This window comes from Chitinophaga sp. CF418, from assembly GCF_900142925.1.
In the GTDB taxonomy this organism is placed as follows: Bacteria; Bacteroidota; Bacteroidia; order Chitinophagales; family Chitinophagaceae; genus Chitinophaga.
In genome coordinates, this window is sequence record NZ_FRCN01000003.1 from 588,630 (window position 1) to 610,445 (window position 21,816).

Sequence of the window (21,816 nt, forward strand, 5' to 3'; positions counted from 1 at the left end):
AATTGTCAGGAATGGTCATCCGTAAAACGCTGACCTATACCCGAGGCTCTTTCCACAAAACGTTCCGCTGTCTGCATCAGTACTTCTGCTGATGCCTGCACATACACTTTCTGTTTTGCCCTGGTTACACCAGTATACAATAATTCCCTTGTCAGGATGGGTACATCCTTTGCTTTTGGCAGGATCACCATCACTTCTTTGAATTCCGATCCCTGGCTTTTATGGATGGTCATGGCAAACACGGTTTCTGCCTCCGTAAGATACCCTGGCAGAATAGCCTTCAGCTCCCCGTTACTGTCTTCAAACCATGCCATGAGCACTCCCAGTTCATCCGGGCGGATAATGCCTGTATCGCCGTTAAAAAGGCCATGTTCGTAATAGTTACGCGTCAGGATGATGGGCCGGTTCTCATAGAAGTCTGCATTCACACGGATCAGCCTTTTATCGTGCAGGATCTTTTCAATAGTCTTGTTAATGGCATACAGTCCTTCCTCTCCTTCCCTGATCGCACACAACACACGAAGATCATTCAACAGTTGCAGTGCGGCACGGATATCATTCTCTACAATAAAGGCGCTGTAACCTGATACAAAATCCCTGAACAACTCTTTTGAATATCCCTGATCGATCACCACCTGCTCATCTGCTCCCGGCACCAGGAAACTTTGTATAGCGGTCTGGTTATTGGCGATAATGGCTTTACTAAATTTACCGATTCCCTGCTCTCCACTAAACCGGTGACTACGGCGCAGCTCCACCAGGTGTTGAAAAAGTGGATGCGGGTCCTCTTCCTTCACCTGTGTCAGTGGCAGTTTCCTTTGTGCATCCGGGATGAAGGAATTGATCAGCGTCAGCCTGTCGGTTGTAAAGAGGTTCAGTGTATCCTGTGCCTGACAAAGATCGCCAAACATGCTGCCTGCCTCCACGGAGGCCAGCTGGTCTTTATCTCCCAGTAGTATCAGTCTTGTTCCTGTACCAACAGCGTCCAGCAGTTTGGCAAACAAAGCGACATCGATCATCGAGCATTCATCCACGATCACGACATCGAAGTTCAGCGGATTATCCGCATTATACACGAAGTAAGGATTATCTTTTTTTGAGCGCAGCAGCCGGTGAATAGTACTGGGCATCAGGCTCTGGAACTGTGCAGTAATCGTCTCATCCACCGGCAGCTGTGTATTCCGTAAACTCTCTGCCATACGTGCAGCGGCTTTCCCTGTAGGCGCCGCGAGTGCTACTTTCAGGGATGGATCGAGATTGTACAATATTGCCAGAATCTTTGCAACAGTAGTGGTCTTACCAGTTCCCGGGCCACCTGTAATGATCGTAAAGTTGTTCAGCACTCCTGTCACCGCAGCACTGAGTTGCCAGTCGGCCGGATCACCGCCATCGGCTTTGAATGCCGGACCTGCGGCAAACAGTTTACTGATGAATGCGCGGTTTGTTTCCAGCATTTCCAGACGTTCCTGCAGCACAGTCTTTTCTGTGGCGAGGAATTGGTGGATGCGGCGCAGGAAGGTCGTTTCATACCGGAAGTATCTCTGCAGATACAGCCGTTCCTGGTACAGCACAAATGGCTGTGTATCACTGCCATTCTTTGCTACCAGCGGTATATGTTGTAACTGCTTACTGCCAACTGGCAGGTTTTCGCAGAATGCGGGCAGTTCTCCCTCATTTTCAATACGTTTATCCAGGTGCAGGCAGATGTGGCCTTCGCTCAGCTTTCTTGAAAGCAGGTAGGCGTACGGCTTTAGTGCCGGTATCTGGAAGTATTCTGCAAATTGCTGGTGAACGTCGTTGATTGTATGCATATCTCGTTTCAGTGCCTGTCGCCCCGCGGCTGAGGCAATCTGTGAAATTACGATTTTTATTGTTGTTGTTTCACAGGGGGATTTTCCAGTTTTGTTTGTCACGGCGGAGTGGTTTCAGGGGATTGACAGAAGGGCTTGTCTGAATTATTGGCATGGTCCAAAATTGGCCCACGTTGGCATGCTTTATCCATGCCTTTACTATGCCTTTACTATGCCTTTGATATGGTTTTACGCGGGATGGTTAGTGAAGGTTAAGAGGGAAAGTTATCCACATTTGGGAGGGATATATGCACAGATTTCTGTTTTATCATCCGCTGCGGCTTCAGGTGGGACCGCTGGCTGTAGTTCTTTGAAGCTGGCTTGCTATTGAACTTATTCAAGCGGAGGAGCTTTAGAATATCTATTTAACCCCTGGTGGGACGTATCAACCTGCTTCAAACAACTAAGGCCAGGGTCTCCACCTAAAGCCCTCCGCAGGACTCCCAACTACTTTTATAGGTAACGTATGCACCACAAACAGAGATATATAGAAGAGAAATACATAACAGCTATCAGTATGTTGATCCTCATGTTGACGAAAATTAAAAGTATCCCCATTGACGAAGCCGCCCATTCCTCATACAAAAACCCCATAGGCAGCGGAAGGCTTCAGGTGGAGACCCTGGCCTTAGTTATTTGAAGCAAAGCTGACACGCAGCACCAGGGGTTGAATAGATATTCTAAAGCCCATCCGCTTGAAATTGCTTAATAGCACACAGCTTCAAAGAACTACAGCCAGTGGTCCCACCTGAAGCCGCAGCAGCCGACAAACACAAACACCACCAAAAACCCATAAGCAAAGACTTTGTAACAACCAACGTTCCTCTATCAACAGAAATCCCAAAAAGAAAGGCCCCCGGAATACGGAGGCCTTTGAAATATCAAGCAGACAATATTTTATCCGGCGTAATCGGTAGCTCTCTGATCCGCTTACCAGTAGCATGGTAAACAGCATTCGCAACCGCAGCAGAGAAGCCGATCAAGGCGATCTCTCCCATGCCTTTGGAGCCCATCGGATTAGTGATCGGATCAGGCTTGTCAACAAAGATCGTCTCAATATGCGGCACATCAGCGCTTACTGGTACATGATAATCCGCCAGGTTGTTGTTTACGAAACGGCCGAAGCGGTGGTCGATAATTCCCTCTTCTGTCAGCGCCATACCGATACCACCCGTCACTCCGCCAATCATCTGGCTCGCAGCAGTTTTAGGGCTTACAATCCGGCCGGAATCAGCGACTGTTACAACCCGCTTCACGCGCACTACACCGGTAGCCGGATGCACCCGTACTTCTGCAAAGTGAATAGAGAAAGAATACATGGAATATTTTTCCTGCTCTGCACCACCTTTGGAGGATTTCGTTACCTCGAAGAAAGTCTTGTTCTGTTTTGACAGCACCTCTTGCAAACCATCAGATTTGCCCGCTGCCGGTTTCACAGTGCCGTTATCGAATGATAAGCCGGCTTCTGTCAGCATGCCTTTCAATGCAGTACAAACGTCAAACACGGCAGATCCTACAGATGATACCGTAGCAGAACCGCCCTGACTGCCGGAAGGTGGGAAAGCTGCATTACCCAGCTCAAAACGGATCTTCTCTATCGGTAAACCAGTTACCTCATGTGCGATCTGTACCATGGCAGTACTGGTACCGGGACCGATGTCACTGGTAGCACTCTGCAGTAATAAAGTACCATCAGCATTCAATTGCGCACGACAGGTAGACTCACCACGATGAGCGCCGAATACACCAGTGCTCATCCCATAACCTACCAGCCATTCGCCATCCTTCATGGAAGCGGGAGCCGGATTACGTTTAGCCCAGCCGATCCTCTCACTACCGAGCTGGTACGCCTCTTTCAGGTTATTGCTGGAAAAGGGTTTGTTCTTCTCCGGATCAGTTTCCGCGAAGTTTTTCAGCCTGAACTGCAGGGGATCCATATTCACTTTATAAGCCATTTCATCAATAGCTGATTCCAGGGCGAATGCGCCGGTAGCTTCTCCCGGCCCACGCATCCAGATAGGTACGCCCCTGTCAAGTGGTACGATGCGGTATTTGGTGGTTACATTCGGACAGGCATACATGAAACGGGTCATGCCTACCGTGCCTTCGGTAAAGTCGTCGTAACTGGCCGTTTCGGCGGTAGCCTCATGGTAAATACCTGTCAGCTGACCATCCTGAGTGGCGCCCATACTGATATGCTGGATGGTGTAAGGACGATAACCCACTAATGTAAACATCTGATCGCGGGTCAGCACCAGTTTCACCGGCTTTTTCACTGCACGGGCAGCAGCGGCCACCACTACTTCCTGTGGCCAGGTGCGCAGGCCCATACCAAAACCTCCGCCAACAAATTCAGCGTATACCTGTATGTTCTTCTCGTCGATCTTAAATGCACCTGCCAGCGTACGTTGCGTGGATTTAACACCTTGTGTTTTGGCATATACGGTGAGCTTGTCATCTCCTTCCCAGAATGCAAGGATACCCGCCAGCTCCATGGGGTTATGCACTTCAATGGGAACAGTATAATCGGCCTTTAATACTACCGGAGCAGTATTGTGCGCGTTCGTGTCAGCTCCCCGGGTATAGTCGCCCATACGGGGAGGCATAGCGGCCTTTTCCTTGTTCTTCAGCAAATCGGTATGATGTTCGGCCTTGTTGTAGGTAGCTGTTACCAGAGAAGCCGCATGTTGTGCGCGCTCCAGGGTATCTGCAATGACCAAAGCAACAGGCTGACCGTTGAAAAGTATTTTATTGCTGCCTAACATGTGGTATCGCTCGCCACCGGAAGGAAGTTTGCTGTTATTCCCCTGCTCTGCCCAACCCGGGATGGCCGGCATGTTCAGGTGAGTGAATACCGCCAGTACGCCGGGTGCGCGTTCAGCGGCTTTGGTATTGATAGTTGTGATGGTGCCGCGTGTAACAGGGCTGGTTACCATCACGCAGAAAGTTACTCCCGGCACTTCAAATTCTGCAAAGTATTTCGCCTTACCGGTTACTTTGGCCCTGCCATCTACCCGGTTGATCGGCTCACTTTTTTTATCGATTCCCATATGGTGGGTTTTAACGTTTAGAAGATGTTATACCTGTCCGGCAGCTGTTTTAAGCGCTTCTACAATAGTGTTGGGCGCTAAGGTGAGTTTGAATTCATTGCCTCCCTGCGACTTCGCATTAGTCATTGCCATGCCGGCAGCCTTGCGGAAGTTCTCTTCTGTGGCAGGCTTTCCTTTCAGCCATGCCTCTGCTTCTTTCAAACGCCAGGGTTTATGCGCTACGCCTCCCATGGCCAGTCGCACGTCAGCAATGTTGCCACCTTTGATCTGCATGGCTGCACCTACTGATACCAGCGCAAATGCGTAGGATGCACGATCGCGTACTTTCAGGTAATGCGTATGTGCTGATAACTGGTTGAAAGGAATGTCTACGGCAATGATCAGCTCTCCCCGCTGCAGGTTATTGTCCTGTTCAGGAGTATCGCCCGGCAGACGGTGAAAATCTCCAAAGGGGATCTTCCGCTCCCCTTTAGGGCCTGCCACTGTAATCACAGCATCCAGGGCAGTAAGCGCTACACACATATCGCTGGGATGAACGGCAATGCATTTGTCGCTGGCGCCAAAGATGGCATGCATCCTGTTGAAACCTCCTATTGCACCGCAGCCTGAACCGGGATTACGCTTATTACAAGGCAAAGCGCTGTCGTAGAAGTAATGACAGCGGGTGCGCTGCATCATATTTCCACCCACAGTGGCCATGTTCCTTAACTGCGGAGAAGCGCCCGCTTTCAGGGCCTGTGATAAAAGCGGGAAGTGCCTGATGACAAGCGCATTTTCGGCAACAGCTGTATTCTTTGCCAGCGCACCAATACGGAGGCCGGTCTTGGTTTCTTCTATCGTCGCCAGCGGCACATTATTGATGTCCACCAGTCTTTCCGGACTCGTTACACCACTCTTCATCAGATCTACAAGGTTGGTACCGCCTGCCAGGAACATCGCTGTTTTCTCTTTTGCCATCGCCGCAATGGCAGATTCTTTGGAGGTGACCCTCACGTAACTGAACTGGTTCATACTTTTTTCCCTCCCTGTTTTACGTCCATGATAGCATCTACGATATTGGAATAGGCGCCGCAACGGCAGATGTTGCCACTCATATATTCACGCACTTCCTCTGGTGTATTGGCATGCCCCTCCCGGATACAGCATACGGCAGACATGATCTGCCCCGGGGTGCAGTATCCGCACTGGAAACCATCATGCTCCAGGAAAGCTTCCTGCATAGGATGCAGGTTGTCTCCATCTGCCAGTCCCTCGATAGTGGTCACATTCCGGCCTTCTGTTGTCAGGGCCAGGGTCAGGCAGGAGTTCACCCGCTGACCATCCACATGTACGGTACAGGCGCCGCATTGTCCGTGGTCGCACCCTTTCTTGGTACCGGTCAGGTGCAGGCGTTCCCGCAGCAGGTCCAGTAAGGTAACACGTGGTTCTATCCTGACGCTTTGTTTCACACCGTTGATGGTGACATTCAACGGCATTGTTTCAATAGCCGATGCGATCTGCTCATCAATACCCTTCTCAGCGGCTTTGATCACAGTGTCGGGCGTTAGCGCCAACGCAGTGATCAGGGAGGATTTCTTCAGGAAAGAGCGCCGGGATGTACCGGTATGCTCCCCGTTTTTGAGTTGGTCATCCATAGTTTGCTTCAGTTTCAGTTTGACAGTATTGTGCGGTTTTTTTGTTTGTTGTGTAAAGCCTCCGGCAATTTCAGGTTCTCTGTTTTATTCGATTTTTCCAGTTTACTTGATGGTCTCCTTCGTGCTTTGAATGGCGTTGCTTCAACATAATAAATTTAACCAATAACGTGGATCATGAAATGACGAATGGCAAACAGTTGTCCTGCAAAATATAAATTTAAAGGTCATCACAGCGGCTAATCCTCTATCAACACGTATTAATACACAGTTCCGTTATGTACACAATCACATAACGAATAGGATGTATGCAAACGGTTCAGACACTGTACATGCAGCCACCAAAATTGTACCGGGCGACAGTCACAGCTATGCTATTTTTCGGGATAGTGCTGATAACATTAATGCGGTGATGACAAACAATGATTACCATTTCCGGGGAATCAAAAGCATACTATTTTCTTTCTCCTGCGTATACATAATTCTCCCCTTTTGTCTCCGCTGCAGAAGCCCTTCGTTTCTTAATAGCCGGCGCTACTTTCTGTTGCCCTGCCAGGATCTCCTGTGGAATATACAGATGACTTTTGGCCCTTGTAATGGCTACATAAAGCAGGTTGATCTCTTCTGATAGTTTTGAAATATTGACCTTGTCAATATTCTCTGCCTGTTTCACTACCTTGTCGTGTGTGATGAAGTCGTTCGTCAGCGTCACCTCGTCATATTCCATTCCCTTACAGCGATGAACCGTAGAGAAGATCATATCGGCCTTCTCCTTATCATCATGCTCCAGGTGGCAGTCCTTCAGCTTTTTTATGTAACCGGGTATCTTTGTTCCATATTTCTTCACCATGTCCACCAGCATCCCCATTTGTGCCTCTCCCGTGGTTTTAATATACTCTTCCAGGTCATCCATACTATCCATGCTGGCAATGGTTTTATCCCTGATGCGTCCTACATCGCCTGTGTAGAGATTCAGGATATCATACACTGAAGCACCTTCATTGGCGTAAGTATAATTCTCCAGCCTGCCTTCAAAATAGACGGTCCTGATCTCTTTCTTTTCGATCAATAATTCAATCGCCTTTACCAGCAAACCCGCATTGGTCCTTGCCACTACCGCTCGGGTTTGGTTCTTACGGGACCTCCCGAAGCCGATGATCCTGACCGTCATGGGAGCGCTGTACAGCTTTTTCCACTGTATAACGTAAGACGCCAGATCAGCAATATCCTGGTCGAAGCGGAAACTGGTGCTGAGCGTGTATAAGGGGTAGTTCAGTTTATCGAGGGAATTCACCGCATGCCTCCAGCCATAGATCTGCTGATGACTGTCCCCCACCAGCACCTTGGTACCCTGCTGTGAACGGAATACGTCCAGCATGGCGCCGGAAGCATCCTGTCCTTCATCAAAAAGGATGACGTCATAGTCCAGTACAGGACGGGCCAGCTGGAATTTCTTCAGGTAAAAATCGTGTGTGATGGGGATCTCTCCCTTATTCATTTTGTCGAGGAATAAACGGGTCTGGTACTGGATGTCCTTTTTGTATTTAGTGGCAAATTCGATGGCTTCCTTATCCGTCAATACATCTTCATAGTCGAGGTCCTGCACTTTGGCAGGCGCACTGTTGCAGAAATAAGCAAGATAGGCGTTGATATGTGTAGCGAGTATAGATTCGGTATGTTTTCCTTTAAGGCCCCGCAGGTTCAGGATGTCCACGATCTCATTGATCTTGTATCCATCACTTTTAAGGGTGTATTTTTTTCCTCTTACAATGTAATAAAATGCCAGCGAGTGTGCAGTTTCTACTCTCACATGGGAGAGCCTCATGGCTGCAAATTTCTTCTCTGCTTCCAGTTTGACGGTCTTGTTAAATGCGAGGTATAGAATGCGTTTATCGGACCTTGCCTTTGCGTATTCGGCGAGTGTGGTGGTTTTACCGGCGCCGGCTACGGCGATGATCCTGATATCTCCTTTGCTATTGATGATGGCGGTCTGCTCCTGGGTCAAATTCATGGCGTGAAATTACATCATCTGGGATTATTATCAGGCATACCAAACATCATCGGGAGATAAAGACAGGTAGATCTCCTCTCCTTTCCGGTGATGACTGTTGCCGGTTTTAACCGTGACTACACTGGAAGGCAATTGTACCGCTATTTCATAGATGCTTCCCATGAAGTGTACTTCCTTTACTTTTCCTTTCAGTGTGTGTTCCTTCTTATCTGTGATTTCAAAACGTTCCGGGCGGATGTAGAGGCTTTTGCCGTTGACATTAATGCCAGGAAGACCTTTAAAATCTTTCGCTGCGGCTGAAGGTATCAGGTTATAGCTACCGAACAGGGCGGCGGCATATTCATTTACGGGCTGACTGTATACCTGCTGAGGTGGTCCCTGCTGGAGTATCTGTCCTTCTTTCATGATGATGATCTCATCAGCCCAGGACAAAGTATCTACAGGATCATGCGATACCATCAGACAGGTGATATCAAAACGTTCACCTATTTCGCGGATCACCTTTTTTAATGTATTCTTATGGATAGGATCAAGATTGGAGAAAGGCTCATCGAGGATGAGCAGACGGGGAGCGGTAGTCAGCAGTCGTGCCAGCGCCACACGCTGTTTTTCACCTCCTGACAACTGATCATTCTTCCGCTTCATCAGGTGACTGATGTGGCACACTTCATAGAGTGTTTCCGCTTCTTCGTCAGATAAAGTATTGGCGTAAGACAGGATCTCTTCCATCCTGTAATGGTTGCGCAATTCATAGTGCTGGGAAAGATAAGCGATACCTGGCTGTCCCGGTAACAGCCTTTCCAGCGGACCTTTCACACGCACGTTCTCAAACAGCACTTCTCCACCGTCTGCCTGTGCCAGTCCGCCTATTATTTTAAGTAAGGTGCTTTTACCAGACCCGGACTCTCCCACTATGGCCACCTTCTGGAATTCCTTTTGTGTAAAGCTGACACCCTTCAACACTTCTTCATCCCCTTCCAGCTTACGGACGCCCGATACTTCTAACAAATTCATATAAAGCTAATATCACATGAAAAGCTGCAAATTACCACTTATACGGGCACGAAGCAAGCAATCAATATTCAGGCAGGAACTAAAAAGTCCAGTTCCCGCTTCAAAATGCTGACAATGTAGCTTTTGGCTTTCCCCACTTTTATCAGTTCATCGTCAATATGGGCATGTTCATCTTCCCAGCCTATCCTGATATTTTTCCCTTTGATAACAGGAAGGTCATAGTCCTTATGTGCAGCAGAAGATATCCTGTCTCTGATATATGCTAAAAAGGCGTTCCTTTTGTCTTCTCCCAGCAATACTACTTCTATTTCTCCATCACCCACATCCGCATCTCCATTCAGGTCTAAGCCCGGGCCAATAGAGCGGATGTTCATCACCTCCGCCATCAGGTATCTGCCCGAGTGGTCTACACCGTCAATTTCCAACCGGCATTCCCGGGCGGTATAATTGCCGATGATGTCATACAGTATTTCCAGCGCCATTTTTATTTTCCCTTCCGGCTCATCCGGTTCTTCCAGTTGTTTCATGGCTTCCATCAGCACGGGAAATATGCCAAATCCGAAGCCTTCGAGGAAGAACATCTCTTCATGAAAGCCGGCAATCTTACCCACATCAAATTTCTGAATGTGCGGTTGTCGCCAGGAGTCTATAAGCGCGTCAGGATCTCCCATCAGATGCAACGATCTGCTGATGTTGTTGGCAGTGCCCATGGGCAATAGTGCAATGGGATATCTTTTATCGGCCGCTTTACCGTTGAGAAATTCAAGAATAACCTTTCTGACAGTACCATCTCCTCCTGCAATGATCACAAAATCCGCATCTGGTGCGAGCTCTTTGACCCAGTTCTTTTTGGCATTGGAATATATGCAGCGGATACCATGAGCGCTGATCTGCTTTATCAGCTCATTTTCGGAATGGTCCTTATCGCCCGCTTTGGGGTTGTGCAGTAAATGCGCTTTCATAACATATTATTTGCAAAAAGGATACCATGCCCTGATGGCATGAATTTGGAGGCCGCATAGATATGAGAATACTAATCACCAACGACGATGGCATTTACAGTCCCGGCATTGCCTTCCTTGCAAAGGTGGCAAGGCGGTTCGGAGAGGTAAGGATAGTAGCGCCGGATGTGGAACAGTCTTCTATGGGGCATGCAGTAACGCATTCCCGGCCACTTTCCTTCAAGGCTTCTCCCATTAACTTTGAAGGTATAGAGGCATACAGGGTGAACGGCACGCCTGCCGACTGCGTGGCACTGGGCACTCACCTGTATGCAAAGACGGATGTTGTGCTTTCGGGCATCAATATGGGGCCTAACCTCGGTAACGGAATGTGGCATTCTGGTACGCTGGCTGCCGCTAAGCAGGCTGTACTACTCGGCATTAAAGGCATTGCACTGAGCACTCCTGTGGGTAAATCAGAACCCAATTTTCCTGCTTTTGAGAATTATGTGGAAATGGTGCTTCAATTATTGCTCGAAAAGCCCGGATTGAGCCTGTTTAACGTCAATTTTCCACCACTACCCAAAGGTATCCGGTGGACCCGGCAATCCGTACGCCTCTACGACGGAAAGATCGTACCCGGTACCGATCCCATGAACCGCAAACATTACTGGTTTACCGTTACCCCACTGGAACCCGCAGAGGAAGGAACCGACAGATGGGCGGTGGAAAATGACTTTGTTTCCATCACTCCCTTACGACTCGATCTTACAAATGAAGCAGAATTACAAGCGGCCCTGAACAGCCAGTCCTAGATAAGACCAGGTATACTTGCCCTGGCGGTCATATTGATCACCAGGGCATATCCCTATTCCGCTAATAAGTACTCCTCACTTATTAATACTGTTAAAATATCATCATAAAAAAGGCTGTTCCTGCCATGGCGGGGACAGTCTTTTTTTATATACTCATCAGAAAGTATTTATATATTTGCATACATTATCGGTATAGACTACAAGAAACCTACAACTAATGAAGATGTCAACTCTCAGCCTTGCGGCTGCTATACTATTTTTATACTTCTCAGGATGTGTATACGGTGGTAATGATGGTGTAAATCCCCGTAACGGTTTTACATTAAATGATTCCCTTTTCCATACAGATTATGCTATCAGAAAAAACTGGACAGGTGGTGTCGAAGTTGCCTTTACAGATATGAAGCAGTCCACATCCTTTTCCGGCAAGGTACATACCGTTCAATTCCTGCTGGAAACATTATCAGATAAAGTCACTTATACTTATATGCCATCTGACTCAGCGGCATTTGACAGCAATAAGAATTTCGATGTGGCACTGCTCTATCAGAATGTCACCTACAAAGACGGACAGGAAGTGACCGGAACAGGTGAGATACTCAGTAAACCTACAGGAGGAAGCCTCACCTTCGTACAGGGTCCGCAATACCAAACCTTCACATATGTACTTGAATTTGGTGAGCGTCGTATCAGGGGTGTTTACAAAGGGAAGGTTACTGTAATAGAATAACGACGCTAGCGTTGTTCTTATAAACGAAAGAAGAAAAGTAATACAGGAGTGGCTGTTCCGCATCAACCGGGGCAGCCATTTCTGTTTTTACGGAGTTAATTTGAGGCTGTAAACCTCGTTGGCATGCGCAGCCAACGCCCCAAATAGCGAAACCATATATATGTATTGAGGTCAGGTTACTATGAGCAATTACCCCAAAAATTGTAACAATGAGGTGTTTCACCTGGCTATTAGCATGGAGAGGGTAGTATATGTTGGTGTATTTAAATGTATATCAAATACTACGACTTATCAATTGCCTTGTCCATTCATGGAAGGTAATTTTGTGTTGTCAATTACTTTATTCTGTCAAGGTTAAAGTTCCTAAAATAAATAGTCGGGACTATTCATTCGTATTCACAAATTGTGAGTTTAAACCAAAATGTATTAATAATTAAAAACTGAACGATGAAAAAAACGCTAAAAACCATTTCAGCAATTTTTACTGCGCTTATATTTACAATAAGCGCAAGTGCACAAAAACCTTCCTCCCGCTTATTGACTCCAACCAATCATACTTTGGTGCTAATTGACTACGAAGGCCAGATGTCATTTGCAACTAAAAGTATTGATATGAGTAATTTGCGTGATAATGTGGCTCTCATAGCCGGCGGTTCAAAAATCTTCAATGTACCTACTGTAGTTACAACAGTAGCTGAAAAAAGTTTTAGTGGTCCGGTATTCCCTGAAATCACTGAGTTTTATCCCAACACTGATAGCTATATCGACAGAACAAGTATGAACACATGGGAAGATGAAAAAGCGCATGCAGCGATTGTTGCTAAAGGTAAAAAGAAAATCGTACTCGGTGGCTTGTGGACAGAAGTTTGTATCGTCGGACCCGCTTTATCTGCTATTGCCGAAGGTTATGAAGTGTATGTTATTACAGATGCATCCGGCGGTGTTAGCAATGAAGCGCACGCAATGGCTATTCAACGTATCATTCAGGCAGGTGCACAACCCATGACGTCAACCCAATACGTTCTTGAATTGCAGAGAGACTGGGCACGGCAGGAAACATATGTAGCAGTAACCAGCTTGTTCAAAAAATATGGCGGCGCTTATGGACTGGGAATTTTATATGGTCACGAGATGCTGAAGCACTAACATCTAAAAATGGAGGGACCTCCAGTGAATGACTAAAGAGCAGAAATCAAATTCTGCTCTTTAGCTTTAAAACAATACAAAAATGAAAAAGATTCTCACATTCACCATAGTACTTACGGCATTTCTATTATCGGCCAATGCCCAACAAAAGGCAACACTTATCATTCACAATGCAAACATTGTTACGCTCAATGCTGAAGCTCCCCAGGCCGAAGCGGTGGCCATTTCGAACGACAGGATCATAGCGGTAGGAAACAATACCAACATACTGCAGTATAAAACGGAAACAACCAAGATGATAAATGCCAACGGCCGGACAATTATTCCCGGTTTATTTGACTCTCACCTTCATGTTATTCGCGCCGGCAGATTTTATAATACAGAACTAAGATGGGATGGTGTAAAAACACTGAAAAGAGCGATGCAAATGTTAAAAGAGCAGGCAGCAAGAACACCAAAAGGCCAATGGGTAAGGGTGGTAGGCGGCTGGAATGAATACCAGTTCGCAGAAAAACGTCTTCCTACTTTAGAAGAGATAAATGAGGCCACAGGTAATACACCCACTTTCATCCTTTACTTATACGCGCATGCCTACTTAAACAAAGCAGGTATAAAAGCCTTAAACATCAACGAAAATACCCCCAATCCGAGTGGAGGTTTAATACAAAAAGATGCAAATGGGCAGCCTACCGGATTGTTGGTCGCAGAGCCAAGTGCATTTATTTTGTATTCAACCCTTGCTAAACTGCCCGAATTAACGCCGGCAGAAAAAATGAATTCAACCCGCCTTTTTATTTCAGAGATGAACCGTCTGGGTGTAACCAGTGTGATGGATGCAGGTGGCGGCTTTCAGAATTTCCCCGATGATTATGGCATCACGGATTCGTTATTCAAACTCGGACAATTAACTATTCGCCTGCCTTATTACCTGTTTGCTCAAAAGGCGGGTACGGAATTGCAGGATTATCAAAAATGGATTGGTATGGTGGATATTGATCACCAGCATGGCGAAGAAGCCGAAACCGAATATTTTGTTGAAGGTGGTGGTGAAAATCTTGTTGCCTCAGGCGCTGATTTTGAAAACTTCAATAAACCGAGGCCAGACCTGTCTCCCGTCCTGGAAAAACAATTGAAAGATGTGATTGCACTGCTGGTAAAGAACCGCTGGCCTTTTCGCTTACATGCTACATACAATGAAACAATAACGAGGTTTCTGAATGTTATTGAAGAGGTGAATAATGAAACCCCCTTGAATGGATTACCCTGGCTATTTGACCATGCAGAGACTGTTTCTGACGAAAATCTGAAACGCATTAAAGCATTGAATGGCGGTATTTCGATACAACATCGCATGGCTTACCAGGGCGAAAGCTTCATAGCCCGTTATGGAAAACAGGCAGCGCAAAACACGCCTCCTGTTCACAAAATGCTTGATATGGGCATTAAAATAGGTGCAGGAACGGACGGCACGCGTGTAGCCAGTTATAACCCCTGGATTGCCTTATATTGGCTCACAACAGGGAAAACGCTGGGGGGAAAAGATTATACTGGCAAAGAAAATAAACTAGACCGCATCACAGCTTTAAAATTATATACACAAGGCAGCGCAAGTCTTATTAATCAGGAGAAAGACAGGGGAACGCTTAAAGAAGGATACCTGGCAGACCTAGTTATTTTAAGCGACGACTATTTAAAAACAGATGCTGAACAACTAAAGAATATGCATTCTCTTCTAACCGTACTCGATGGTAAAATAGTGTATGGTGAAGGTGAATTTAAGTCAATCGCGCCCGCCGTGCCCAAAGCCATTCCATCCTGGTCGCCGGTAAATTACTATGGAGGTTATCAATATAAGTAAAGAGCGCGCAAAAGAAAAATTGTCAAATTCAACATAATATTAAAAATAGCTGCATGAAAGATTTGATTAGACGATTAACAAATACTTTCCCTCAAGCAACACTTTTTCACCTATCCGTTTTAATCTTTCGAGTTGCCATTTCATTAGAGCTAATGTTGGCACATGGTATGAAAAAACTCGGCATCGGTAGTATCAGGCAATCTACAGGTCCACCGTATGCAGCATAAGCGCAGCGAAGCCATCAAACACATAACAGACAAGCATTACACAGGAAATACTCCCTCACTCATGTCAACAATTTACAATCCTATTTAATAAAAAATAAAGGATTCAGTTAAAACAAAAAAAAGAAATTTTCATAAATACATTCTACTTTGGCATCGTGAATTTTGATAATGAAGCTAGACACATTTTCATATCCACCACGTCTAAAAAAAAATTGTATAACCCGGATTCCCTGCAGGAAGTTCAAGAAACATTTGTTCGTTATGTAACTCAGTCTATGTGACCCGTTATCTTACGCCATTCCACTATTTTAATTTTCTTATGTAAAACCCAACCCCCATGTCTGTTAACATTCAGTTTACTAAAGGCAGTGGCATACGCCTTTATACTTCGCATGACGAAGAGTACATCGATGCCGTTTCAGGTACCTTTAACCTCGCTCTCGGATACAGTCATCCAGAGGTGGTAGATATCCTGCAGCAGCAGGTAAAAGACCTGATACATGTTTCCTCCTCATTTACCGGCGAACTTGCTTCCAATGTGCTGAACAGCATCCTGGAACATGCTCCTGAAGGTATTACTGATGGCTGGATGCGTGACATCATTGGCTCTACTGCCAATGAAGGCGCTGTTAAAATAGCCAACAAGTTCAATGGTAAAAATGAAGTACTCAGCCTGTCCCTTTCCCATCATGGACAAACTCTTTTTACGACCAGTATTTCAGGGAATGCTTTCAGAAGAAAGTCATTCTCCAACACCATCTCCAACAAACACGCTATTGTACCTGCGCCTTATTGTTACAGGTGCCCCTATTCCGCCAAATATCCCAATTGCGGTTACCTGTGCACAGAAGCCATTTATGACTATGTAGAATACGGCGGCTCCGGCAACGTATCCTGCATCATCATGGAACCCATCCTGGGCAATGGCGGTAACATTGTACCACCTCCGGGATATTTTGAAAGGATCAAAAAGATCTGTGATGAGCTGGACATTGTTCTCATCTCTGACGAAGTACAGACCGGCATCGGCAGAACAGGTTATATGTTCGCCAGTGAGCATTTTGATATGCAACCCGATATCATCACGCTGGCGAAAGGATTAGGCGGCATAGGCATCCCTACGGCAGCTATTCTCTACAGGCCCGAATTTGCGGTGCTGGAGAAATTCGAGCATTCCTATACTTCAGGTGGTAACCTGCTCTCCCTGGCGGCTGCGCAGAAAACCATGGAGATCGTATCCCGCGAAGGATTCCTCGAAAACGTACGCGATAACGGTGTAGTACTCGGTAAGCTGCTCAACAGTCTGAAAGAGAAGTACGGCCACTTCATCGGCGATGTAAGAGGAATGGGATATATGTGGGGACTGGAGATCGTTGATAAAGACGGCGCTCCGGATGTACCTCTGACCAACAGGATCATTGACAAAGCCCTGGAAGACCATAAACTCATTCTCAGAGGCTCCAGATATGGCTTTGGCAATGTTGTAAAAGTAAGACCCGCTCTCACTGCCACTGTCGACGATGTACAGGAGATCTGCGACAGGCTGGAAAAATTATTCAGTCAGCTTTAAAAATTGTTACACATGCAAGCTATCGTTTATCACGGACCCTGGAACATTCAACTTGAAGAACGGGAAGAACCCGCCATCACATTGCCTGATGAAGTCATCGTAGAGATCCGCGCTACTGGTATCTGCGGTACAGACCTCAGCATCATCTCGGGAGAATATAATGCAAAGGAGAAAGTGATCATCGGCCACGAATCTGCCGGTGTGATCGTCGAAAAAGGCAGAGGTGTTGAAAACTTCAATGTGGGCGACCGTGTCATTATCGACCCTACCTATTACTGTGGTTATTGTGAGAACTGCAGGAAAGGATTGCGTAATCACTGTTTCCTGAAATCGAGTACCGAGGCAGGTGTTTCCATTGACGGTACATTTACCAAATACTTCAAGACTACGAAACGTTTCATCTATCCACTGGCGGATGATGTGCCTTTCGAACAGGGCGCCATGTCAGAACCACTGAGCTGTGTATTGACAGCTGTGAAGAAACTGGCGGTCACTCCTTTCTACAATGTAGCCATCCTGGGCGGTGGTCCTATCGGGCTGCTGTTCTACCTGGCATTGAAACAATACGGTATACAGGCAGGCACTATCTATGAGACTTCTGCCAACAGAACTGAGCTTATCACCAGTAATGATATTCTCACCTCGGGTTGGTACCTGTCTGGTCATTTTGCACCTCGTAAACACCAGTATGACCTGATCGTAGATACGACAGGCAGCATGCTGGAAAAATCAATCGATGCCGTAGCCGATGGCGGAAAGATTGCATTGATAGGTCTGCGTAATAATCAGCAGACCATCAATCCGCGTGAGATCACCGACCGCAGTATTTCCATCATCGGCTCCATCGATTCACAGGACACCTTCAAACATGCTGTTGACCTCATCAACAGCCAGGTACTGGGGCTGGAGAAGATCATCACGAAGGCGTATGGCATCAATGAATTCAAGGATGCCGTATCAGACCTGGGATGTAATGTTGCCAAACGTCAGCGCAACAATGACATCTCCAGCCTGAAATCTGTTATCAAGTTTTAAAACCTCTTTTATGAAGTACATTATTTTTGATATAGATGGCACATTGACCAATACTACAGAGATAGACGATCTCTGTTTTACAAAGGCCATTGCTGCTACTTTCAATTTTTCCGACTTTAATACCAATTACGGACATTATGAGAATACCACTGACTCAGGTATCCTGAACCAGTTATCGCTTGAACGCAGAAACCGTCCATGTACCGTCACTGAAATAGAAAACTTCATTGATTGCTTCTGCACACTACTGGAAGCCGCTTATGAAAAACAGGCCGGTCATTTCCGGGAGATCCCCAAAGCTGGTAAGATCATCCGCACACTGGCCCGTAATGAAGACCTGAGAATAGGTCTGGCCACCGGAGGATGGAAACAGTCTGCTTTGTTTAAATTGCAGTGTGCGGGCATCGATATTGACGAGTGTAGTGCAGCGTCCTTTGCACAGGATGCTTTTGCAAGACGGGATATTATCAGTCACACCATCGATAAGATGAACAAACGGCACAATGAATCGCCCGAGCTCTCCGATATTATTTATGTCGGCGATGGCAACTGGGACTACCAGGCTACGCAGCAACTTGGCATAAAGTTTATCGGTATTGACAACAAGAAGCTCGCTCATATCAACGACATCGTCAAGATCTCGGACTATGACGAACTGGAGCAGCATATTGGCCTTATGACCTTAACCTCGTAACGATTTATGAAAGATCTGACTGTCCATCTTAACCTGAAGCGGTCTCACCGTATTGCAGCAAGCGTATTCTTTTTCATCGCCGGCCTGACCTATACCAGCTGGGCCTGCCGGATACATGATATCAAGGCTATCTTCCGGCTGAACAATGCCGCTTTGGGTGGTGTATTGTTTGCGCTGCCTATCGGCCTGATGGTCAGCCTGCCGGTATCGGGCTGGCTGGTTACCCGGCTGGGCAGCCGGAAAGTATTGATCAGCGCCGGATTGTTATTCCCCCTTATGCTTTCTGCGATCGGACTGGCTACAGATATATGGCAGTTAGTGATACTATTGTTCTGTTTTGGCTTTATGAACAATGTTTTTGAAATATCCATGAACACACAGGCCGTTGGAATAGAGGCGCTATATGGCAGGTCCATTATGGCGTCATTCCACGGTCTGTGGAGTTTAGCAGGCTTTGCCGGTGTAGGGATTGGCACTGTTGCTATTAACATGGAGCTGCCGGTGTTGCAACATTTTATCTTCATCTGCATCATCTGCTGGGCATTGGTATTGATCTTCTACCGATACCTTTTACCTGCAGATGAAGTTTCAGACAGTTCACAACCCATCTTTGCCAAACCAGACAGCAGCATCCTCAAACTGGGACTGATCGCATTTTGCAGCCTGGTAACGGAAGGTACCATGTTCGACTGGAGCGGTATTTATTTTCAGAAGACAGTACAGGTACCCGAACATCTTACCACTGCAGGCTATATTGCTTTCATGAGCACTATGGCTGGTGGCAGGTTCATCGCCGATCGCTTTGTCACAAGGCTGGGCGCCAAAAAAGTATTACAGATCAGTGGTTTTATGACCACCTCCGGTTTATTGCTGGCTATCTGTTTTCCCTATCTTGTCACTGCCACTATCGGTTTCCTGATGGTGGGTATCGGCGTATCATCTGTAGTACCGCTGGTGCTGGCGCTGGCAGGCAAGTCTAAAACACTGGCGCCCGGCGTAGCCATTGCTGCAGTATCTACCGTGGGATTCCTGGGTTTTCTGCTGGGCCCTCCGATGATCGGTTTTATTTCTGAGGCCACCGATCTGCGCTGGTCTTTTGCTATGATCGCAGTGTTGGGGTCGGGCATTACATTACTGGCATCACAGGCGGGTAAGATCTCTGAAGAGAAATAGTTGTACTTTTGGCGATCCAAATCCTCACCTCCATGATATCGCTAAGTTCAAATTACCCGGTGCTCGCCGACCAGCAGACCGTATTTAAGCCTATTACAGAAAAACACTACTCAACGTACAATGAGTGGTTTACCGTGAAACCTATTGCTGGTAACCTGGAAGACAGACAGGTAGCAGCCGGATGGATATCGCGCAGCGGACCCGCTATCAGTGAAGATCGTATATTCATGGCTATTTCCGGTCACCAGGCTATTATCGTGGCATTACTGGCCACATCGCTGCAGGGTAAGACTATAGCAGTCGATGAGTTTACCTATTCCAATTTTATCACCATTGCCCGATTGCTGAATATTCAGCTGATCGGCTGCAAAACCGATGAAAAGGGAATGTTACCATCCGCACTGGAGGCCGCCACAGCACAACACAATGTCAAAGGCATCTATATTATGCCCACCATCAATAACCCCACCGGTGTTGTTATGCCATTAGAGCGCCGCCTGGAACTGATCGATATTGCCCGTAAGAATGGACAGGTCATTATTGATGATGACGCCTATGGCTTCCTGGACGACAATCCTCCTGCCAACTTCGCACAGCTGGCGCCGGATCTGGGGTGGTATATTTACAGCCTGTCCAAACCACTCGCACCCGATGTCAAGGTAACATTCATCGCAGCTCCTGAGCAATACAGAGATCAAATCAGCATAATGCTGAAACTGACTTCCAGCAATCCATCCACATTCTTTACCAGGTTCGTGTCTGCTGCCATTACCAGTGGTGAACTGGAAAAGCTGATCGGCCAAAAACGTATTGAAGGCAACAACAGGCAGTTAAAAACAAGAGCTGTACTCTCCGGGTATGAAGTATACGGACATAAGAATGGTTTTCACTGCTGGTTGAAACTGCCGGCCGGTATTACAGCTGCGTTCTTATATGCGTCCCTGCTGAAGGAAGGTGTGGAAGTGATGCCCGGTACCGTCTTTTCCGTACCGGGTGTTCATGCGGGCGAGTATATCAGAATAGCAATGGGAGCGGAACAGGATATGAACAGAGTGATACAGGGACTGGAGATCATCAAAAAGCTGATCGGGTAAAATGATTCGTATATACCACGCTGTTTCCAGATAGATTACTCAACGCTAAGTAGCTCCGGTTTCAGTATGGGATGTCGGTCGGCGCCTCTCTGGAAGCCGATTGAGCGTTGTCAAGCGAATAGGGGTTTGAATATGGATTGGGCTGCACTTGCCGTGTCACCGGAGAGCCGAAGGCCCGCCATTCCCATCTGAAACCGGGTGCTACTTCCGCTGTCGCTATTATATTTATACTGTTTCCTTATTATGATTCTGAGAAGCGGTTTGGTGTTTGGTGTTTGGTGTTTGGTGTTTGGTGTTTGGTGTTTGGTGTTTGGTGTTTGGTGTTTGGCGTTTGGTGTTTGCTGCCTGTTTGCTTACTGTTTGCTTGCTGTTGTAAACATTACTGTAAATGATGTGTTAATTATAGCCGGAGGAATTTAGAGAAGTAAGAATGTTTTACCTTAGCAGCATTAAACAAGCGACATATGAATACGAATATTGGCATCACAGAAGCAAACAGACAGCATGTAGCTGACCAGCTGGCTAAATTGCTGGCTGACGAGTTCTTGCTTTATACTAAGACCCGTAACGCACACTGGAATGTAGAGGGGCCTGATTTTCATTCCATGCACCTGTTCTTCGAGTCACAGTACGAGGAGCTGGATGAGATCATGGATAGCGTGGCAGAAAGGATCCGTTCTATCGGTCACTACCCGCCGGCTACACTGAAAAGCTTCCTGGAACTGACTCACCTGACTGAATACAGCGAAAGGAAAAATGACAGCCTGGGCTTCATGAAAGAATTACTGGAAGATCACGAAAGCATTATCGAGTTCCTGAGAGGTAACATTGATGCATTTGCAAATACTTATAAAGATGCAGGCACCAGTGATTACATCACAGGACTGTTGGAAACGCATGAGAAGATGGCCTGGATGTTACGTGCGCACTACCGCAAATAATTACCAATCTACTCTCTATAAAAAGAATCCCGCGGC

General features: G+C 46.7%; 17 protein-coding genes. 10 read left to right on the plus strand and 7 right to left on the minus strand.

Going from position 1 to position 21,816, the window contains the following annotated elements; all coding sequences use genetic code 11:
- Positions 1-5 precede the first annotated feature (5 nt).
- The 7 genes from recD to F3I09_RS09930 all read right to left on the minus strand — a co-directional run bounded on the left by recD (position 6) and on the right by F3I09_RS09930 (position 10,518).
- Positions 6-1,811, minus strand: a complete 1,806-nt coding sequence (gene recD, locus F3I09_RS09900; RefSeq protein WP_149694871.1) for an exodeoxyribonuclease V subunit alpha — start codon at positions 1,809-1,811, stop codon at positions 6-8.
- A gap of 920 nt (positions 1,812-2,731) precedes the next feature.
- The gene (locus F3I09_RS09905) at positions 2,732-4,900 is read right to left on the minus strand and encodes a xanthine dehydrogenase family protein molybdopterin-binding subunit (RefSeq protein WP_149694872.1); all 2,169 of its coding nucleotides are present in this window, start codon (positions 4,898-4,900) and stop codon (positions 2,732-2,734) included.
- 27 nt (positions 4,901-4,927) lie between these two features.
- Positions 4,928-5,911 carry a xanthine dehydrogenase family protein subunit M gene (locus F3I09_RS09910; protein WP_149694873.1) on the minus strand — a complete coding sequence of 328 codons (984 nt, stop codon included), beginning with the start codon at positions 5,909-5,911 and terminating at the stop codon, positions 4,928-4,930.
- A complete protein-coding gene (locus F3I09_RS09915; RefSeq protein WP_149694874.1) occupies positions 5,908-6,534 on the minus strand; it encodes a (2Fe-2S)-binding protein in 627 nt (208 codons plus the stop codon). The genes F3I09_RS09910 and F3I09_RS09915 overlap by 4 nt, the downstream gene beginning before the upstream one ends.
- 451 nt (positions 6,535-6,985) lie before the next feature.
- Positions 6,986-8,542, minus strand: coding sequence for a UvrD-helicase domain-containing protein (locus F3I09_RS09920; protein WP_149694875.1), 1,557 nt, complete (start codon positions 8,540-8,542; stop codon positions 6,986-6,988).
- Positions 8,543-8,572: 30 nt separating this feature from the next.
- On the minus strand, positions 8,573-9,556 hold the full coding sequence (locus F3I09_RS09925; RefSeq protein ID WP_149694876.1) for an ABC transporter ATP-binding protein: 984 nt from the start codon (positions 9,554-9,556) through the stop codon (positions 8,573-8,575).
- Between the two features lie 68 nt (positions 9,557-9,624).
- Positions 9,625-10,518 (minus strand): diacylglycerol kinase family protein, encoded by an 894-nt coding sequence (locus F3I09_RS09930; protein WP_149694877.1) that lies wholly within the window; start codon positions 10,516-10,518, stop codon positions 9,625-9,627.
- Positions 10,519-10,580: 62 nt separating this feature from the next.
- Between F3I09_RS09930 and surE the strand changes: the two genes are divergently transcribed.
- The 10 genes from surE to F3I09_RS09985 all read left to right on the plus strand — a co-directional run bounded on the left by surE (position 10,581) and on the right by F3I09_RS09985 (position 21,780).
- Positions 10,581-11,312, plus strand: a complete 732-nt coding sequence (surE, locus tag F3I09_RS09935; RefSeq protein WP_149694878.1) for a 5'/3'-nucleotidase SurE — start codon at positions 10,581-10,583, stop codon at positions 11,310-11,312.
- 217 nt (positions 11,313-11,529) lie between these two features.
- On the plus strand, positions 11,530-12,042 hold the full coding sequence (locus tag F3I09_RS09940; protein ID WP_149694879.1) for a hypothetical protein: 513 nt from the start codon (positions 11,530-11,532) through the stop codon (positions 12,040-12,042).
- 447 nt (positions 12,043-12,489) lie between these two features.
- Positions 12,490-13,188, plus strand: coding sequence for a hydrolase (locus F3I09_RS09945; RefSeq protein ID WP_149694880.1), 699 nt, complete (start codon positions 12,490-12,492; stop codon positions 13,186-13,188).
- Between the two features lie 82 nt (positions 13,189-13,270).
- On the plus strand, positions 13,271-15,046 hold the full coding sequence (locus F3I09_RS09950) for an amidohydrolase (RefSeq protein WP_149694881.1): 1,776 nt from the start codon (positions 13,271-13,273) through the stop codon (positions 15,044-15,046).
- Between the two features lie 564 nt (positions 15,047-15,610).
- The gene (locus F3I09_RS09955) at positions 15,611-16,843 is read left to right on the plus strand and encodes an aspartate aminotransferase family protein (RefSeq protein ID WP_149694882.1); all 1,233 of its coding nucleotides are present in this window, start codon (positions 15,611-15,613) and stop codon (positions 16,841-16,843) included.
- A 12-nt stretch (positions 16,844-16,855) separates the two neighbouring features.
- Positions 16,856-17,878 carry a zinc-binding dehydrogenase gene (locus tag F3I09_RS09960; RefSeq protein ID WP_149694883.1) on the plus strand — a complete coding sequence of 341 codons (1,023 nt, stop codon included), beginning with the start codon at positions 16,856-16,858 and terminating at the stop codon, positions 17,876-17,878.
- A gap of 10 nt (positions 17,879-17,888) precedes the next feature.
- The gene (locus F3I09_RS09965) at positions 17,889-18,572 is read left to right on the plus strand and encodes an HAD family hydrolase (RefSeq protein ID WP_149694884.1); all 684 of its coding nucleotides are present in this window, start codon (positions 17,889-17,891) and stop codon (positions 18,570-18,572) included.
- Between the two features lie 6 nt (positions 18,573-18,578).
- The gene (locus tag F3I09_RS09970; protein WP_149694885.1) at positions 18,579-19,745 is read left to right on the plus strand and encodes an MFS transporter; all 1,167 of its coding nucleotides are present in this window, start codon (positions 18,579-18,581) and stop codon (positions 19,743-19,745) included.
- A gap of 32 nt (positions 19,746-19,777) precedes the next feature.
- Positions 19,778-20,839 carry a PLP-dependent aminotransferase family protein gene (locus F3I09_RS09975; RefSeq protein ID WP_149694886.1) on the plus strand — a complete coding sequence of 354 codons (1,062 nt, stop codon included), beginning with the start codon at positions 19,778-19,780 and terminating at the stop codon, positions 20,837-20,839.
- Between the two features lie 464 nt (positions 20,840-21,303).
- Positions 21,304-21,780, plus strand: coding sequence for a Dps family protein (locus tag F3I09_RS09985; RefSeq protein ID WP_149694887.1), 477 nt, complete (start codon positions 21,304-21,306; stop codon positions 21,778-21,780).
- Positions 21,781-21,816 lie beyond the last annotated feature (36 nt).

Excerpts from the sequence above, each read along its gene's own strand:
- recD (WP_149694871.1), bottom strand. The coding sequence starts at position 1,811 with ATGCATACAATCAACGACGTTCACCAGCAATTTGCAGAATACTTCCAG.
- F3I09_RS09905 (WP_149694872.1), bottom strand. The coding sequence starts at position 4,900 with ATGGGAATCGATAAAAAAAGTGAGCCGATCAACCGGGTAGATGGCAGG.
- F3I09_RS09910 (WP_149694873.1), bottom strand. The coding sequence starts at position 5,911 with ATGAACCAGTTCAGTTACGTGAGGGTCACCTCCAAAGAATCTGCCATT.
- F3I09_RS09915 (WP_149694874.1), bottom strand. The coding sequence starts at position 6,534 with ATGGATGACCAACTCAAAAACGGGGAGCATACCGGTACATCCCGGCGC.
- F3I09_RS09920 (WP_149694875.1), bottom strand. The coding sequence starts at position 8,542 with ATGAATTTGACCCAGGAGCAGACCGCCATCATCAATAGCAAAGGAGAT.
- F3I09_RS09925 (WP_149694876.1), bottom strand. The coding sequence starts at position 9,556 with ATGAATTTGTTAGAAGTATCGGGCGTCCGTAAGCTGGAAGGGGATGAA.
- F3I09_RS09930 (WP_149694877.1), bottom strand. The coding sequence starts at position 10,518 with ATGAAAGCGCATTTACTGCACAACCCCAAAGCGGGCGATAAGGACCAT.
- surE (WP_149694878.1), top strand. The coding sequence starts at position 10,581 with ATGAGAATACTAATCACCAACGACGATGGCATTTACAGTCCCGGCATT.
- F3I09_RS09940 (WP_149694879.1), top strand. The coding sequence starts at position 11,530 with ATGAAGATGTCAACTCTCAGCCTTGCGGCTGCTATACTATTTTTATAC.
- F3I09_RS09945 (WP_149694880.1), top strand. The coding sequence starts at position 12,490 with ATGAAAAAAACGCTAAAAACCATTTCAGCAATTTTTACTGCGCTTATA.
- F3I09_RS09950 (WP_149694881.1), top strand. The coding sequence starts at position 13,271 with ATGAAAAAGATTCTCACATTCACCATAGTACTTACGGCATTTCTATTA.
- F3I09_RS09955 (WP_149694882.1), top strand. The coding sequence starts at position 15,611 with ATGTCTGTTAACATTCAGTTTACTAAAGGCAGTGGCATACGCCTTTAT.
- F3I09_RS09960 (WP_149694883.1), top strand. The coding sequence starts at position 16,856 with ATGCAAGCTATCGTTTATCACGGACCCTGGAACATTCAACTTGAAGAA.
- F3I09_RS09965 (WP_149694884.1), top strand. The coding sequence starts at position 17,889 with ATGAAGTACATTATTTTTGATATAGATGGCACATTGACCAATACTACA.
- F3I09_RS09970 (WP_149694885.1), top strand. The coding sequence starts at position 18,579 with ATGAAAGATCTGACTGTCCATCTTAACCTGAAGCGGTCTCACCGTATT.
- F3I09_RS09975 (WP_149694886.1), top strand. The coding sequence starts at position 19,778 with ATGATATCGCTAAGTTCAAATTACCCGGTGCTCGCCGACCAGCAGACC.
- F3I09_RS09985 (WP_149694887.1), top strand. The coding sequence starts at position 21,304 with ATGAATACGAATATTGGCATCACAGAAGCAAACAGACAGCATGTAGCT.